Consider the following 15,971-nt stretch of genomic DNA (forward strand, 5'->3'; position numbering starts at 1 on the left):
AGTATGTTGGAGTTATCATTTAATGAACTAAGTACATTAAGTAATGCAGAATCTAAGGGACATGCATTAAGTATCTATAAGGAGTTTATGTCTGTAGTGGATGAAATTCAGAATCTTAAAATAGCACCAGTAAGAATTAGAACTTGCATTGATTTGTCAAATTATTCAATTTCTAGCGAGGGCGCTTATTTTACTCTTAAAGATTGGCTTAAGACTCTTAATAGTGAGGATCGCCAAAGATATCTTGGATATATAGCGCAAGAGTCTTTTTTAATTGAAGAATCTTATTACTATTTTAACGAAGTTGAAGCAAAAGGTTTTGGATATGCTCATTTAAATGATTTAATTTCTATTAGTTATAATAATCAAGGTTCTTGGGGAAATGATAGTTATAAAGTGATGAGAATAACTCAAAAAGAGATTGAAGAAGATGCTGAAATAGACGAAGTAACGGTGTATCATTGTTCATATAATAATGGAAATGTTTCACATGCCAAATGGTTAGAGGAAACATTTAAATTGAAACAAGCTAAAATTTTAGAGGGAATTCATGATATTGATGATTTTTTAATAAAAACATCAAATTTATTTAAATATTTAGATTTTGGAACAGAAGTCTCTAATCAGATAAAGGGCTTTGAAAGTTTGAATAATTCAGAATTAAAAAAGGCTATTAGTTACTTGTTAAGATTAGACAAGCATTTGGAAAAAGTTAATTTGGGGAGAGATACTTTTGATAACTATCCTGGAGATGTGAGTAATGATGGAGAGGCTACATTAAAAAAATATGGTGAAGAAAGAAAATTGCCTACGCATGAAGGTAAGATATTTCAATATTCTTTGCATGCAAAATTAGGAGGAAATTTACGGATATACATGAAGCCTCTAGAGGAAACTTCAAGGGTAATTATTGGTTATATTGGTTCTCATATGAGAACAAAAAAGTTTAGTAAGTAGTTTAATGCTATGCTTTTGCATTTAAAGTTTAATCTCAAACAAACTAAAAGAACCTTCTTTATAATGTTTCGGTAATTCATTTTTCCATTCAATCGTGCTTATTCCTTTATAATCGAAACCGCAACTGGTATAATATTTATTTATTCTTTCGTTACCGCTGTGAGTATCAAGCCGAATGTATTTTTTACCATTTTCTTTGGCGTATTCCTTAACCCATTCTACTATTTTTTTGACGTAGGACTGCCCTCTAAATTTTGGATTTGTAGCTATACGATGCAGATAAACTGCCGGATTTTTGCTAGCTTCTTTCCAAATAATTAAATCATTAAAAGTAAGTGCAAATGTACAAGCGACTTCATTTTCTTCTTTGATTATAAAATGACGATTCTCGGCAATTTCTTTTTCTATTAATGCTCTTTCAAAACCCCTCCAGCTTTTATTGTTTACTGTTTTTTGATAAGATGTAGCTTATTATAAATATCGAAAACGGCATCGATATCTTGGATTGTAGTTTTAAAAAATTCCATTTTTTGGGCTTTATTCTGTAAATTAATAAATCTTCAAAGATAAATCTTTCAGCAGCTTTAAGGAGGCTAAACGCTTAATTTATACTTTTTTTATCAGAGTTTAACCAAACTACATTTTGTTCTGACTCATGATTTTGGCCAATAATATATTTGTACAATTCTGGTCTTCTAGCTTTTATGTAACGACTTCCTCCTGCTTGAATGCATTTTTCTGAGGTAAGTACAGCCGCTGCAAAAGAATCGTCAAAAGTTCGGCATTCTGCCAGAATATCTCCAAAAGGATCAATAATCATAGAACAGCCGTTTTTTAACTGATCGTCGTCCATGCCAATTGGGTTTGAAAATATCGCATAAATTGCGTTGTCATAAGCTCTTGCCGGAAGCCATTTCATTAACCAGCTGCGGCCTTTCATTCCGTCAAATTCTAATCGTAAAGAAGTTGGATCATCTTCACGGTTTTCCCAAAGCTGCGGCGCGACAAAACCAGCGCCAGGTCTTGTAGAAGGTGTACACATTGTTACGTGTGGCATAAAAATAATATCGGCCCCTAAAAGCTTTACAGCGCGAACATTTTCTATAATATTATTGTCGTAACAAATTAAAATGCTGCATTTCCAACCGTTGATTTCAAAAATACAGTAGCTGTCACCAGCCGTTAAATAAGGATTTATAAATGGATGTAGTTTTCGGTATTTAGCCACTAAACCATTTTTGTCAACGCAAACATGTGCTTTGAATAGATTGTTGTTTTCATCCTTTTCAAAAAGTCCGGCTAAAATTATGATGTCATTTTTTTTCGCAATTTCAGTCAGTTTTATAATGCTTTCTCCACTAGGAATAATTTCTGCCAAATCCAGCATTTGTTCTTTTGATAAATGCATTGCAAATGTATATCCGGTTATAGAAAATTCATGAAACGAAATTACATCGCAGCCTTCGGCAGATGCTTTTTGAGAAAGTTTTTCAATTACAGATAAATTATAGTTTTTATCGCCGCTTTTGTTTTCAAACTGAGCAGTAGCAATTTTTAAATTTTTCATATTGTATGCTATTAATTTTAGTCAAAAATAGCATGGGCAATATTTTATAAATTGTATAAAACCGACATTTTAGAATGATGAAGAAGGAAATCTTTTTATAAGATTATTGGTTAATTTTCCGGTATTGTATATATATTCGGTTGGAGTTATGCCGGTATGTTTTTTAAAATCTTTTATTAAATGTGATTGATCTGAAAATCCGGCATCGTAACAAATTGTTGTTAGATTACTGTTTTCAGGTTTTTCTTTTAATAATTTTAGGAAATGATGCAGTCTTACAACATTCCCAAATTTCTTCGGATTTAATCCGATGCATTCTTGGAATTTTCTTTCTAAATGTCTTTCGGTATATCCGGTATATTGAACTAATTGTTTTATTGAGAAATCACCTCTTTTGTCAATAATAAAGTTTAATGAATGATCTATTATGAACGGACTTGAAAAAGGTTTTGTAACAATCATTGATTTAAAAAAATGATTTAAAAGCTCAATTCGAGTTTGATTATTTTGTTGAGATAATTTTTCCTGAAGCGCTTTAATTTTTTGATCAAATATATCTTCAACAGGAATAATAGAATCATGAAATTCACTGGCAGGAATTCCTAATAATTGATTTATTCCGCTGGGTTGAAAAACAACAATTATTAGTGTTATTTCATTTTCAGAGTAAAGATCTTTAAAACCATTAAGTTGTCCGTATAAAAAAGAAGCGGGTAGATATTCTTTGACTTCGTATTTATTAATTCCAGAAATGAGTTTGCTTTTTACCGAGAAAACAAGCCCGGTATTTCCATCAGAAAACAGGCGGAATTTTTGCACAGCAGTTTCGGTATTATCTAAAAACAGATAATGCTTTATATATTGTGATAACTCTTTTGATGGTGAGGCTTGCATGGTTAAGCAAAATTAAATATATTTTTTCTTAGAAAATGAAAATCCTTTTTTTAACTCAATAAAGATGAAGTAGTAAATAGAAGATAGAATTATAAAGCAAAAAAGAGGTCTCAAATTTTGAGACCTCTTTTTGTAATAGATTATATTTTATAAAAGAATTTATTTCTCTTTTAATAATTTCTCCAAATATTCATTTTTATCCTTTTCTGCCTGCATCAAACGTTCATAAAGCTCAACAATTTTGTCAAGAGGATTAAAAGTGCAATGCTGATTATGATTGAAAACTCCCTGATCGTAAATATTATTAAAATAATTAAATACAGCTTCTTCCGAAAAGTTTTTAATGGCTTCAACACTAACTCCAAGAGCTTTTGCAACTTCTTTCAGTTTTTCTTCATCTATAGTTTCGCTGTTTTCTATATTCGAAACAGATTGCTGAGTTATACCTAAAGCCTCTGCAAGTGCTTCTTGTTTCATGTCTCTAAGTTCACGAATACGGCTAATTTTTCGCCCTATATGATATGGTTTTGTTGCTGTGCTCATGAATCAAAGGTATTTAAAAATTTTTAAAGAAAAATAGATTTTAGTAAAAAACAGTTTCGGTTTTGTAAGATACGGTTTTCATTATTTATGTAAATCTGTTGGAGAGTTTTATCTGAAAATTTAAACTGCAAGGCAAAAGGTCTTAAAAGAAATAAATTTGTAGCCTAGCCCCGATAGAAACGGTATCCTTTTGCGGGCTCGTTTCTTTAACGAGACCACAAAAGATAAAGTGTATAGCGGGACAATTGGTTTTTTGAAAATTAAATTTCTGCTTCTTTAAAAGAAAAAATTAATCCTGCAAAGCCATTTTTACCTTTGGTAAAATACGCTCCACAAACATCGCATAAGCAGATTCTGAAGGATGTAAACCATCACTCGCAACAAGGCTAGTATTGATTAATCCGTTTCTGGTAATGTCTGTAATAGAAACAAATGTTATGTTATTAATCATGCAGTAATTTTCGGCAAAGGTGTTGTATTTATTAATTTCTTCGGTGATTTTCATTCTGCCGTCGGTTCCAAACATCATTCCGAAAGAAGTGTAAGCGTAATCAGGAATAGAAAGTACAACCACATTTTTTTTGTCGCCTTTGGCCAATGCAATTGCTTTTGTAACTAATTCGGGAAATTCTTTTTCGTATATAGAAAAATCTCTTCCCTGATATTGATTGTTTACACCAATTAATAAAGTTACCAAATCATAATTTGAGTCTGGATTTTGCTCTTTTATCGCAGTAAGTAAATTATTAGTGGTCCAGCCTGTTGTAGCGATTACCTTTAATGAAAAACTGGTTTCAGGATAAATTGCCTTTAAACTGGTTTTGAGCTGTTCTGGATATCTACAGGTTTCGCAAACGCTTTGACCAATGGTATAACTGTCTCCTAAAGCCAGATAATTTACGGATTTAGAGATAGGCGTTGTGGGAATTTGTGTTGTTGGAGGAGGAGTTACAGGTTTTGGCGAAACAGGAGTTTCTGAAGAAGATTCTTCTGGACTGCAGCTTAATAGAAATGCTGAAAGAATAACGGTAACTATTTGTTTGAATTGCGGTTTCATAATTTGTTTAAATTAATTTGGCTGGTTTAAACAAATAGTTACGTTAAATATGTTGTTATGGTTTTTAGACCATTTCTGTTTTCATTAGAATTTGTTCTTCAATGGCATTCCAAAGTCCGATGCGTTTTTCCAGAGCAAGAATAGAAACTTCTTCAACTTCTTTCCACTTTTGTGCATCGTCTTCACATAAATCAGTAATCATTTGCATTGCCATTGGCCCGTGCTCATCGGCATCCAATTCAATATGTCTTTCAAAATAATAAAGCAATTTGCTTAAATCTGTATCTGGAAGATTTTTTTGAAAGTTGCCTAGGATTTCGGTAAACATACTCGGAATCAAGTCTTCTCTTCCAAAAGTAAATGCTGCAGCAATTTGATGCGGTTTTCCTTCTTCGATAACTCTAAAAGTAAAATCAAGGAAAGCTTTAATTTCTGGATGAAGTGAACTTTGTTTAATAGCAACAAAAATGTTGTGAAGTGAATTTACTGAAGCTAAAAATTTATTAATTTCTGTAGTGTCTGCGCCGCAATCTTCCATTGCTTCAAGATACATTTCATAATGACTTTGCCTTCTTCCGTCGATGCTTAAATCTGTTTCTTCGGCAAGAACAATTTCGTTGATTAAATATCTTGTTTCAGGGTTTTTAGTAGCAAACCAAGGTGTTGTAGTACAAGTAAGTTTGGCTTGTAAAGCTTTTAATAACGACATAAAATCCCAAACTGCAAAAACGTGATTTTCTACAAAGCTGTGTAAGTCATCAATCGTTTGGATTTTATTGTATAATGAATGTTTTAAAAGCTGTTCTTTTTGAGGTTGAATGCTATTGTTTATAGTTTCAATATTCATTTATGTAAATTTTGGGGCAAATATAAAAAGCTTCTCGGTTAGAAGAAGCTTTTTTATATTGTTTTTATATATATTTTAATAGATGTTTATGATTTAAATGCTGGAATTCCAGTTACATCCATTCCGGTAATCAATAAATGAATATCGTGAGTTCCTTCGTAAGTTATAACACTTTCCAGGTTCATCATATGGCGCATAATTGAATATTCACCTGTAATTCCCATTCCGCCTAACATTTGTCTGGCTTCACGTGCAATTTGAATCGCCATATTGACATTATTACGTTTTGCCATCGAGATTTGAGCTGTTGTAGCTTTTCCTTCGTTTCTCAAAACGCCTAAACGCCAGGTTAATAATTGTGCTTTTGTGATTTCAGTAATCATTTCGGCTAATTTTTTTTGCTGTAATTGAGTTCCTCCAATTGGTTTTCCAAACTGAATTCTTTCTTTAGCATATCTTAAAGCTGTATCGTAACAATCCATTGCTGCTCCAATTGCTCCCCAGGCAATTCCGTATCGTGCTGAATCTAAACAGCCAAGCGGAGCTCCTAAACCAGATTTATTTGGTAAAAGGTTTTCTTTTGGAACTTTTACATTATCAAAAATTAATTCTCCGGTTGAAGAGGCGCGAAGCGACCATTTATTATGAGTTTCTGGAGTTGTAAAACCTTCCATGCCGCGTTCTACAATTAAACCGTGAATTCTTCCTTCTTCATTTTTTGCCCAAACAACAGCAATATCCGCAAAAGGAGCATTTGAAATCCACATTTTGGCACCATTTAAAAGATAATGATCTCCCATGTCTTTAAAATTGGTAATCATACTTCCAGGATCAGAACCGTGATCTGGTTCTGTTAATCCAAAACATCCTATATATTCACCAGTAGCCAGTTTTGGTAAATACTTTATACGTTGTTCTTCGTTTCCGTATTTCCAAATTGGGTACATTACTAAAGAAGATTGTACTGATGAAGTTGATCTTATACCAGAATCTCCTCTTTCAATTTCCTGCATAATTAAGCCGTAAGAAATTTGATCTAAACCGGCACCGCCATATTCAACAGGAATATACGGCCCGAATCCGCCAATTTCTCCAAGTCCTTTTATAATTTGCTTAGGAAATTCTGCTTTTTGAGCATATTCTTCAATAATAGGAGAAACTTCTCTTTTAACCCACGCACGTGCAGATTCTCGAACTAATTTATGTTCGTCTGTTAACAAATCGTCAAGGTTGTAATAATCTGGAGCTTGAAATAAGTCTGGTTTCATTTTTGAGTAATTTTACAAAACAAATTTACGCAATAAAAATATAACAAAACAAAGTTAAATTGTTATATTTTTATACATTAGTTAAAAAATAATCACAAATAAGGTAAATTAATTTTAGTTTATTGATAATTTATAACCTAATTTTGAGATTCCAAAAAAACATAAATTGAATGAGGCTGATCATCTCTTTTGTACTTTTTTTTGTTATTAATACTGCATTTGCACAACACATAAATGCACTGACTGAAGAGGAGTATCTTATATTGCAGGATAAAATTCGACTAAACTTTAATGCAAATGTCGATAGCGCCCTTGTATACGCTAATCAATTAGCACGATCTAATAATAATAAACATTTAGCTTTTGCAAATGCAGCGATATCAAGCCTGCTGCAAATGAAAGGAGATGTAAAACAATCTCAGGAAAAATATAAAAAAGCATTTTTTTACTTAGAAAAAATGCCTGAATCCCGAGATAAAACACAACTAAAGTCCTATATATACAATTATGGAGGCTTATCTGAATGGAAAAGAGGGAATTTTAGCAAAGCTCTTGAAATTTATCAGCAGGGAATTAAGCTTTCTATGCAGATTAATGATGTCAAACAGATATTTAAATTCAAAGCTAATATTGCATTAATTAATGAAGGAGTTGGGAATTATCAACTGGCCATCAGGAATTTAAAGCAGCTTAATGATTTTATTGACCAAAATGAAAGTGTTTTTACCAAAGAACAGCTGTTGAATTATAAAAGTAATGTCAATACTGGTTTAGGAAGCTCTTATGAAAGCTACTACATGAAAAATGTAAGTAAAAAACACTTGCTGGATTCTGCAGAATATTTTTATAAAAAATCTATAAATTACTCCCAAAATTTTGCTGAAAATAAAATAAAGGCAAAATTGAGCCTAGGTAATATCTATAATTGGAAAGGAGATTACAAAAACGCAGAAAAAACTTATTATGATGTTGTGTTTTTGTCGAATCAAAACAATCAAAAAGACATTTTATGCGTTGCAAATTATAATCTGGGAGATGTTTATTTTACTACAAAAAAGTATGATAAAGCACTTGTTTTCTTTAAAAAATGCGATTCACTTTCAGAAATAACAAAAGTTAATGAAATAGATTATCTCAAATCTAATTTTTATCAGGCCAAAATTTATAACATTCAGAAAAAACCGGAACTTGCTTATAAGCATTCGAGAATTTATCTGGATAATTATGAAAAATTTGAAGCAAAGTTAAATACAGAAGCCCTTGAAGTTAACTATAAGCAAGGTGTTGATGATTTAACAGATGAAATGATTAGTATAGAGAAAAAATATAAAAATGAAGTTTTTCTAAGCAGAGGTTTAAAAGTTTTTTATGTCTTATTATTTGTGGCAATTGTCTTTTTATTAATTAAAAATATAAGGGATAAAAACAAAGCACATAAAAAAATGAATGCTTTAATAGAAGAATTTAAAGCAAATATTGAAAAGAAAAACAATTCTGAGATTCTGCCGGAAGAAATACTTGAAGAGGAAATGTTTGAGCTGGAAGAAATTCATCTCAAAAAAGAGAATGTTACGCTAAGTATTGATGAGGCAAAAGAGAATAAAATAGTAGAAAAACTATTAGCTCTTGAAAATAAACTAGAATACTTAAATGCCGATTTTACGCTGTCGTATGTTGCAAAAAAGATAAAAACAAATACAACCTATTTATCTTATGTTGTAAATAAGAGATTTGGTAAATCATTTGGGGAATATTCAAATGAATTAAAAATCAATTATGTGATTAATGAGATGATCACAAACCATATGTATCGAAAATATTCAACACAGGCTATTGCCGAAAGTGTGGGTTTTAAAAATGCAGTATCTTTTGCTAAGTCATTTCGCAAAAGAACTGGAGTATCTCCAGCTCAATTTGCGAATAACATTTAGAATTTATTTATTAGTGATTTACACTTAATAATAAGGTACGAATTTTATGTAGTACCACTTCCTCCACCTTTTCCAGGATCAACTGGTCCCGGTATTGGATCTCCTCCTACTACCATTTTTTGTTGATTTTTTGATAACTTTTCTGTCTCAAAATCTTCGAAATTTAATTTAATATTTGCCATCTTTTTACATGTTACGGTTACTGATTTATCAAAACTAAAGAAAATGCAAACCTCTTGATCGAGAATTGGGTTTTGAACTCTTTTTTGAAACTAATAAAAGATTAATTAATTGTAAATCAGTTATTTATGATTAGATTATAACTACTATAATTTATAAATTGTATGTAGTATAATATATAAAATGTGTGCTTTGAGCAATTTTTTTCGAATAAAAACAGCAATATTTGTACTGTAATTCGATTTAAAACAGGTTTCAAAGATGCTAAAACTTATCCAAAAATTTCTACAAATAAACAGATATTCGGATGTAAAAAACGAGTTTAAAGACTTGTTTCTTTCACACCCTAATTATCCAAGTTTATTTGCGATAACAGATTCGTTTGATTTGTTGTCGATAGAGAATGCTGCAATAAGAGTTCCAAAGGAACAAATAGTTGATTTACCAACAAACTTTTTAGCTTATTTTAAGGAGGAATTAATCTTAGTTGAAAAGGCAAAAGATTTTGTTAGAATTAATACAATTAAAAAAGGTGTTCAAAAAATTTCATACGAGAAATTTCTTTTAGACTGGAATGGAGTAATTGTTGCAATAGAACCGAATAATGTAGTAGCAAGAGAAAATTTAAAAGTTGAATTAAACTGGTTAAAATATCTTATACCTTTTATACTAGTAGCAGGATTATCATTTTTTTACAGTTCATACAGTATTTTTAGCACTGTGTTTTTGCTGACATCAGCCTTAGGATTAATTGTGAGTATTTTAATTGTTCAGGAAAAACTTGGTTTTAAGAACAATCTTATTACAAACTTTTGCAATTTAAGTACAAATTCTTCTTGTAACTCTGTTTTGAGTTTTAGCGAGAATTATGAAAATAGATGGATTAGTTTTTCAGACTTACCGCTTTTGTTTTTTGGAGCAAGTTTTATTTCAATATTAGTACAACCTGCTAACTCGTCAATTTTTGTTGGATTTTTAAGTCTATTAGCGATTCCAATAATTGTATCGTCAATTTGGATTCAAAAATTTGAACTTCAAAGATGGTGCGTAATGTGTTTAATGGTTTCCTTTTTAATATTTACACAAAGTATAATTTGGTTTTCATCGGACTTGTTTACGTTAAGTTTTAGTTTCAGTACCATTTTTCCGTTTTTGTTTTCTTTGATTCTTTTAATACCAATTGCATTTGTTGTAAAATCAATTGCTAAAGATGTTCTAAATAATGAAAACTCTTTAAAGGAGCTTAAAAAGTTCAAAAGAAACTATTCACTGTTAAACTTTTTATCTAAAAAAGTTTCTCATCAAAATGGATTTGAAGATTTAAGAGGATTAAATTTTGGAAACAGAAGTGCTGTTGTAAAACTGGCCATAATTATAAGTCCGAGTTGTGTTCATTGTCATAAAACGTTTCAGGAAGCTTTTGACTTAGTTTTAAAATTTCCGGATAAAATATATTTAAGTGTTTTATTCAACATTAATCCTGAAAATGCAGACAATCCATATAAAGCAGTTGTTGAAAGACTTTTAACAATAAACAGATCAACTCCGGGAAAAACAGTTGAAGCCATTTCAGACTGGCATATTAAAAAAATGAGTTTGAAAAAATGGTTAAAAAAATGGAATGTTGATAATGTCAGCATGATGATAAATCAGGAAATAAACAAACAATATGAGTGGTGTTCTAAAAACAACTTTAATTACACTCCGATAAAAATTGTTAACGAAAGATTGTTTCCTAATGAATACGAATTAAGCGAATTGAAATACTTTTTAAACGATTTTGTCGAGGAAAAAGAAACAACAGTACTAGAAAGAATTGCCTAGTTTGACATTTGATAAATTCTCTAACAATTAAAAAATTACAGTTATGCTAAAAAATATATTAAACCTGGAAGGCACACAAGAAATAAGTGCTAGTGAGCAAAAAACTATCATTGATATCTTTAGTAAAGAAATATCATCTAAATGTGATGCAAATTCGATAATAGTTTATGATGATTGTACAGAGTTTTTTTCAGAATTGAATTAAAACAGTACGGTTATTGTTAGAGTAGAATTCAGCAAAGAATTTAATTGACTTTGCTGCCAATTTTTTAAATTATTTAAAGTAATATACAATAAAGCCTTTTTAAAATTTAGTCATGTTTTTTTTAATTTGTAGGCGCTCGATCGTGGAACATTGAGCAATTTATCCCAACATTGATGATTGGTGTCGGGATTCTCAGGATAATTGGTCACTTGGATCGGTTTTATTTGGTTAGGGCTGATCAAGTGCCATCTCCTAGAGAAATTGGTATTACTAAAATATAATTGAATATTAAGAGAGAAGAAATTCTCTCTTTTTTTTTGTCGTCAACATAAGACTGCGAAAAAACAAACCTTTCTTATTTTGTATCAGACTTAATTGTAAAAAACCTTAATTATCCTATTTAATTAAACCTTCATTTATATTTTTAAGAAATTTTGTATAATATTGCTATGAATAAACCCAAATATCAGAATTGAAAAAATTCATCAATTATAAGCAGGCAGATTTTAAAGATTGCGGACCTACATGTTTAAAGATTATTGCCAAACATTATGGTAAAACAATCAATATTCAGGAGTTGCGCGACAGCAGCGAGACAACTCGTGAGGGAAGTAATTTGCTTTTTTTAAGCGATGCTGCCGAGAAAATTGGTTTTAGGACTCTGGGTGTAAAGTTAAATGCAGAAAGACTCGAAGAAGCACCTCTGCCATGTATTCTGCATTGGAACAAAAATCATTACGTTGTACTTTATAAAATAAAAAAAGGAACTTACTATATTTCAGATCCTGGTTTTGGATTAATTGAATATAATAAAAAAGATTTTCTTAAATTCTGGATTGGAAACAATGCCGATGATTCTACTAAAGAAGGCATTGCTTTACTTATAGAAGCCACACCAAAATTCTTTCAGTCAGAATTTGATAAAGAAGATAATAAAGGTTTAGGTTTTGGAATGTTGTCTCAATACGTACTTCGGTATAAATCCTTTTTAATTCAGCTGAGTATTGGACTTTTGGCGAGTAGTTTACTGCAGCTTATTTTTCCGTTTTTGACCCAGAGTATTGTCGATGTGGGAATTCAAAATCAGAACATCCATTTTATTTATTTAATTCTTTTTGCGCAGCTGTTTCTCTTTGCCGGAAGAACTGGTCTCGAGCTTATCAGAGGCTGGATATTACTGCATCTTTCAACCAGAATAAATATCTCTCTAATTTCAGATTTCTTTATTAAACTAATGAATCTGCCTATTTCGTTTTTTGATGTGAGGATGACAGGAGATATCATGCAGCGTATCAACGATCATCGCAGAATCGAAAAAATACTGACCACATCATCTTTAAATGTGCTGTTCTCTGTAATCAATATGTTTGTTTTGGGTGGTGTTTTGGCCTACTTTAATTTAAAGATATTCTTAGTATTTTTTGCGGGCAGTATTCTTTATTTTGGATGGATTACACTGTTTTTAAAACGACGAGAAGTTTTAGATTATAAACGTTTTGCTGAAGTTTCTCAGGAACAAAGCAAAGTAATGGAACTCATTAACGGTATGCAGGAAATAAAACTCCATAATGCCGAAAAACAAAAACGCTGGGGCTGGGAATATGTACAGGCAAGATTATTTCGAGTTTCGATAAAAGGATTGGTTTTAGAGCAGACACAATCTATAGGATCTTCCGTAATTAACGAGTTAAAAAATATCTTTATCATTTTTTTATCTGCAAAATTGGTAATCGACGGCTCGATAACGTTAGGGATGATGCTGGCTATAAGTTCAATAGTAGGAAGTTTAAATGGCCCAATTACACAGCTTATTGAATTTGTGCGAGAATTGCAGGATGCTAAAATATCTCTGGCAAGATTATCTGAAATTCATGAAAAGGAAGATGAAACCCAGCAGGAAATTCATCAAACAAATGATGTTCCGTATGATTCTAATATTGAAATTAAAAACCTTTCATATCGTTATTTAGGATCGGATATTCCGGTTTTAGATGATTTAAGCCTTGTGATTCCAGCCAATAAAGTAACCGCAATAGTGGGTGTGAGTGGAAGCGGAAAAACTACTTTAATGAAATTGCTTCTTAAGTTTTATGAACCTGAAAAAGGAGAAATTAATATTGGCAGCTCACAGTTGAAAAACATTTCGCAGAAAGCCTGGCGATCCAATATTGGAGCTGTGATGCAGGAAGGTTATATTTTTAGTGATACAATCGCTAATAATATCGCTTTTGGAGTAGATAAAGTGGATAAAGAACGATTGGTGTATGCTGCAGATGTTGCCAATATTAAAGAATATATTAGCGAACTTCCTCTTGGGTACAATACTAAAATTGGAGCAGAAGGAACCGGAATGAGTACCGGACAAAAACAACGATTATTAATTGCGAGAGCAGTTTACAAAAACCCGGAAATATTATTTTTTGACGAAGCCACATCGGCTCTGGATGCCAATAATGAAAAAGAGATTATGCGGAAACTGGATATTTTCTTTAAAGACAAAACTGTAATTGTAATTGCGCACCGCTTAAGTACTGTTATGAATGCAGATCAGATTGTGGTTTTACAAAAAGGGAAAATTATCGAAATAGGCTCGCATTCCTCATTGGTGGAACAGAAAGGAAATTATTTTGAATTGGTTAAAAATCAATTGCAGTTAGGAAATTAATCATGGAAGAAGATAATAGTACATTCGAATTAAGAAGTGAGGAAGTTCAGGACATTCTCACCAAAGTGCCGCACTGGATGATCCGCTGGGGAACGGTTTTGATTTTCGTAATCATACTGATGCTCTTTTTTGTTTCCTGGTTTATAAAATACCCGGATGTTGTCAATACCGAAATTGTGATTACAACTAATATTCCGCCAGAGAAAATTGTTGCTAAATCATCTGGACGTATTGAAGCTATTTTAGTTAAAAATAAATCGATTGTATCTAAAAACAGTACACTCGCAATTATAGAAAATACGGCAAATTACAACGATGTTTTTCTTTTGAAAAGTATCGTTGATAATTATAATATTAATGACCCAAAAGCAGAATTTCCGTTTTCAAAATTAAAAAATACACAGCTGGGAGAAATAGAAAGTGCCTATGCTGTTTTTCAAAAAGATTATCAGGCACAGGAATTAAATCATGACCTGCAGCCTTTTGCAATTGAAAACAGAGCGCAGATCTCTGAAAAAATCCAAATAAAAGAAAGATTAGAAATTTTGCAGCAACAAAAAACACTTAACGAAAGTGAACTCCAGCTTCAAAAGAATGAAGTGGCCCGTTTTGAAATATTATTCAATAAAGGCATCATTTCGGCTCAGGAAATGGAAGTTAAAAAACTAAGTTTTCTTCAAGCACAAAAGAGTTATAGAGGCTTATTATCCTCGATTTCTCAATTGAGGTCTTCTCTTATAGATAATACAAAATCAAGTCAGAGTTCGCAGGCAAACAGTACTAAAGAAGAGGTTAATCTGGGGAGAAACATGGCGCAGTCGTTTTATCAGCTAAAAAAAGTGATAAAAGACTGGGAACTGGCTTATGCCTTAAAATCTTCCATTAGCGGGAAGGTTACTTTTTTACAGGTTTGGACAGAAAACCAAACCATAAATTTGGGTGATAATGTCTTTTCTATTATTCCCGATGCTAAAAATGGTTTTATAGGAAAAGTAAAAGCTCCGGCTTTAAACTCAGGAAAAATAAAAACAGGGCAGAGAGTCAATATTCGTCTGGCTAATTTTCCAGACAGGGAATTTGGGGTTTTAAAAGGAAAGATTCAGAATATTTCTTTAGTACCGGACAAAGATGGAAATCTACTGATAGATGTTGCTCTGCCAGACGGATTAAAAACTTCTTATAACAAACAAATTCTGTTTCAGCAGGAAATGAAGGGAAGTGCCGAAATCGTAACCGAAGATTTACGCTTAATAGAAAGAATTTTGTATCAGTTTAAAAGTATTTTTGAACAAGTTTAGAATTTCAAATAAAAATCCTTCGTCAACTCAATATATGCTGGTGTATAAACATGTCTGTCAATTTCGATTGTTAATTCGTCGATTTCGATTTTAGCAGTTTCATTTCGGCTAAAAGCCAATAGGCTTCTTTTAATTGATGAAGTTGGAGTTCCTTTTACGTGTGTAATTTTTATAGGATACAATTCAGCTTCTTTTGCTAAAGCGATAAATTTTTCTTCTTCTTTGTAAGGAAGAATTATAGCTAAAATTCCGTTTTCAGATAAAAGCAAATCAGCAGCTTCGACGATTTCTTCAAAAGGCATTGCATCCTGAAAACGTGCTAAATCTCGCTGCTCGTTTTCTGTTTTATAATCTTCCGCATAAAAAGGCGGATTTGAAACGATCAAATCATATTCATCTTCCGGTTCTTCAATGAATTCATCTAATCCGGCATGAAAGCAAAATAAACGATCACCCCAAGGTGAATTTTCGAAATTTTCTACAGCTTGTTCGTATGCATCTTCATCAATTTCAAGCGCATCAATTTGTTCGGCATGAGTTCGCTGTGCAAGCATTAAAGCAATAATGCCAGTTCCTGCACCAATATCTAATATGCTGAAAGGATTATGTTGAATGGGAGTCCAAGCACCAAGTAAAACGCCGTCGGTGCCTACTTTCATAGCTGTTTTGTCTTGTTTAATAGAAAATTGTTTGAAGCTAAATAAAGACATTTCTAAAAAATTAAAAATAAATTGC

General features: G+C 31.7%; 15 protein-coding genes. 6 read left to right on the forward strand and 9 right to left on the reverse strand.

Annotated features, from left to right (window positions below; translation table 11 throughout):
- The first annotated feature begins 3 nt into the window (after positions 1-3).
- Positions 4-957, forward strand: coding sequence for a hypothetical protein (locus tag FLAPXU55_RS07630; RefSeq protein ID WP_180857183.1), 954 nt, complete (start codon positions 4-6; stop codon positions 955-957).
- A gap of 21 nt (positions 958-978) precedes the next feature.
- Here FLAPXU55_RS07630 and FLAPXU55_RS07635 read toward each other — a convergent pair whose 3' ends face one another.
- From FLAPXU55_RS07635 to FLAPXU55_RS07665, 7 genes are all read right to left on the reverse strand, one after another.
- Positions 979-1,365 (reverse strand): GNAT family N-acetyltransferase, encoded by a 387-nt coding sequence (locus tag FLAPXU55_RS07635; protein WP_317169647.1) that lies wholly within the window; start codon positions 1,363-1,365, stop codon positions 979-981.
- Between the two features lie 193 nt (positions 1,366-1,558).
- Complete coding sequence (locus FLAPXU55_RS07640; RefSeq protein ID WP_180857184.1) at positions 1,559-2,524, reverse strand: nitrilase family protein; 966 nt, start codon at positions 2,522-2,524, stop codon at positions 1,559-1,561.
- A 69-nt stretch (positions 2,525-2,593) separates the two neighbouring features.
- Positions 2,594-3,418 carry an AraC family transcriptional regulator gene (locus FLAPXU55_RS07645; RefSeq protein WP_180857185.1) on the reverse strand — a complete coding sequence of 275 codons (825 nt, stop codon included), beginning with the start codon at positions 3,416-3,418 and terminating at the stop codon, positions 2,594-2,596.
- A 159-nt stretch (positions 3,419-3,577) separates the two neighbouring features.
- A complete protein-coding gene (locus tag FLAPXU55_RS07650) occupies positions 3,578-3,961 on the reverse strand; it encodes a helix-turn-helix domain-containing protein (protein WP_180857186.1) in 384 nt (127 codons plus the stop codon).
- 289 nt (positions 3,962-4,250) lie between these two features.
- Positions 4,251-5,018: an SGNH/GDSL hydrolase family protein gene (locus FLAPXU55_RS07655; RefSeq protein WP_180857187.1), complete on the reverse strand. Its 768-nt coding sequence runs from the start codon at positions 5,016-5,018 to the stop codon at positions 4,251-4,253.
- A 64-nt stretch (positions 5,019-5,082) separates the two neighbouring features.
- On the reverse strand, positions 5,083-5,865 hold the full coding sequence (locus FLAPXU55_RS07660; RefSeq protein WP_180857188.1) for a DUF3050 domain-containing protein: 783 nt from the start codon (positions 5,863-5,865) through the stop codon (positions 5,083-5,085).
- 86 nt (positions 5,866-5,951) lie between these two features.
- On the reverse strand, positions 5,952-7,133 hold the full coding sequence (locus FLAPXU55_RS07665; RefSeq protein ID WP_180857189.1) for an acyl-CoA dehydrogenase family protein: 1,182 nt from the start codon (positions 7,131-7,133) through the stop codon (positions 5,952-5,954).
- 170 nt (positions 7,134-7,303) lie between these two features.
- On the opposite strand from FLAPXU55_RS07665, the gene FLAPXU55_RS07670 reads away from it, so the two are divergent.
- The gene (locus FLAPXU55_RS07670) at positions 7,304-9,064 is read left to right on the forward strand and encodes an AraC family transcriptional regulator (protein WP_180857190.1); all 1,761 of its coding nucleotides are present in this window, start codon (positions 7,304-7,306) and stop codon (positions 9,062-9,064) included.
- 44 nt (positions 9,065-9,108) lie between these two features.
- On the opposite strand, the gene FLAPXU55_RS07675 is transcribed toward FLAPXU55_RS07670, so the two are convergent.
- The gene (locus tag FLAPXU55_RS07675) at positions 9,109-9,246 is read right to left on the reverse strand and encodes an rSAM-modified peptide (protein WP_180857191.1); all 138 of its coding nucleotides are present in this window, start codon (positions 9,244-9,246) and stop codon (positions 9,109-9,111) included.
- A 259-nt stretch (positions 9,247-9,505) separates the two neighbouring features.
- On the opposite strand from FLAPXU55_RS07675, the gene FLAPXU55_RS07680 reads away from it, so the two are divergent.
- The 4 genes from FLAPXU55_RS07680 (at position 9,506) to FLAPXU55_RS07695 (ending at position 15,236) form a co-directional block, all read left to right on the forward strand.
- Positions 9,506-11,068: a vitamin K epoxide reductase family protein gene (locus tag FLAPXU55_RS07680; protein ID WP_053471502.1), complete on the forward strand. Its 1,563-nt coding sequence runs from the start codon at positions 9,506-9,508 to the stop codon at positions 11,066-11,068.
- Between the two features lie 43 nt (positions 11,069-11,111).
- A complete protein-coding gene (locus FLAPXU55_RS07685; protein ID WP_165590685.1) occupies positions 11,112-11,273 on the forward strand; it encodes a hypothetical protein in 162 nt (53 codons plus the stop codon).
- Between the two features lie 472 nt (positions 11,274-11,745).
- The gene (locus tag FLAPXU55_RS07690; RefSeq protein WP_180857192.1) at positions 11,746-13,938 is read left to right on the forward strand and encodes a peptidase domain-containing ABC transporter; all 2,193 of its coding nucleotides are present in this window, start codon (positions 11,746-11,748) and stop codon (positions 13,936-13,938) included.
- A gap of 2 nt (positions 13,939-13,940) precedes the next feature.
- Positions 13,941-15,236, forward strand: a complete 1,296-nt coding sequence (locus tag FLAPXU55_RS07695) for an HlyD family secretion protein (protein WP_053471500.1) — start codon at positions 13,941-13,943, stop codon at positions 15,234-15,236.
- Here FLAPXU55_RS07695 and FLAPXU55_RS07700 read toward each other — a convergent pair.
- Positions 15,233-15,946 (reverse strand): tRNA1(Val) (adenine(37)-N6)-methyltransferase, encoded by a 714-nt coding sequence (locus FLAPXU55_RS07700; protein WP_180857193.1) that lies wholly within the window; start codon positions 15,944-15,946, stop codon positions 15,233-15,235. The two genes, FLAPXU55_RS07695 and FLAPXU55_RS07700, sit on opposite strands and share 4 nt — an antisense overlap.
- Positions 15,947-15,971 lie beyond the last annotated feature (25 nt).

Origin of the sequence: Flavobacterium panici (genome assembly GCF_903819335.1) — a bacterium.
Taxonomy (GTDB): Bacteria; Bacteroidota; Bacteroidia; order Flavobacteriales; family Flavobacteriaceae; genus Flavobacterium; species Flavobacterium panici.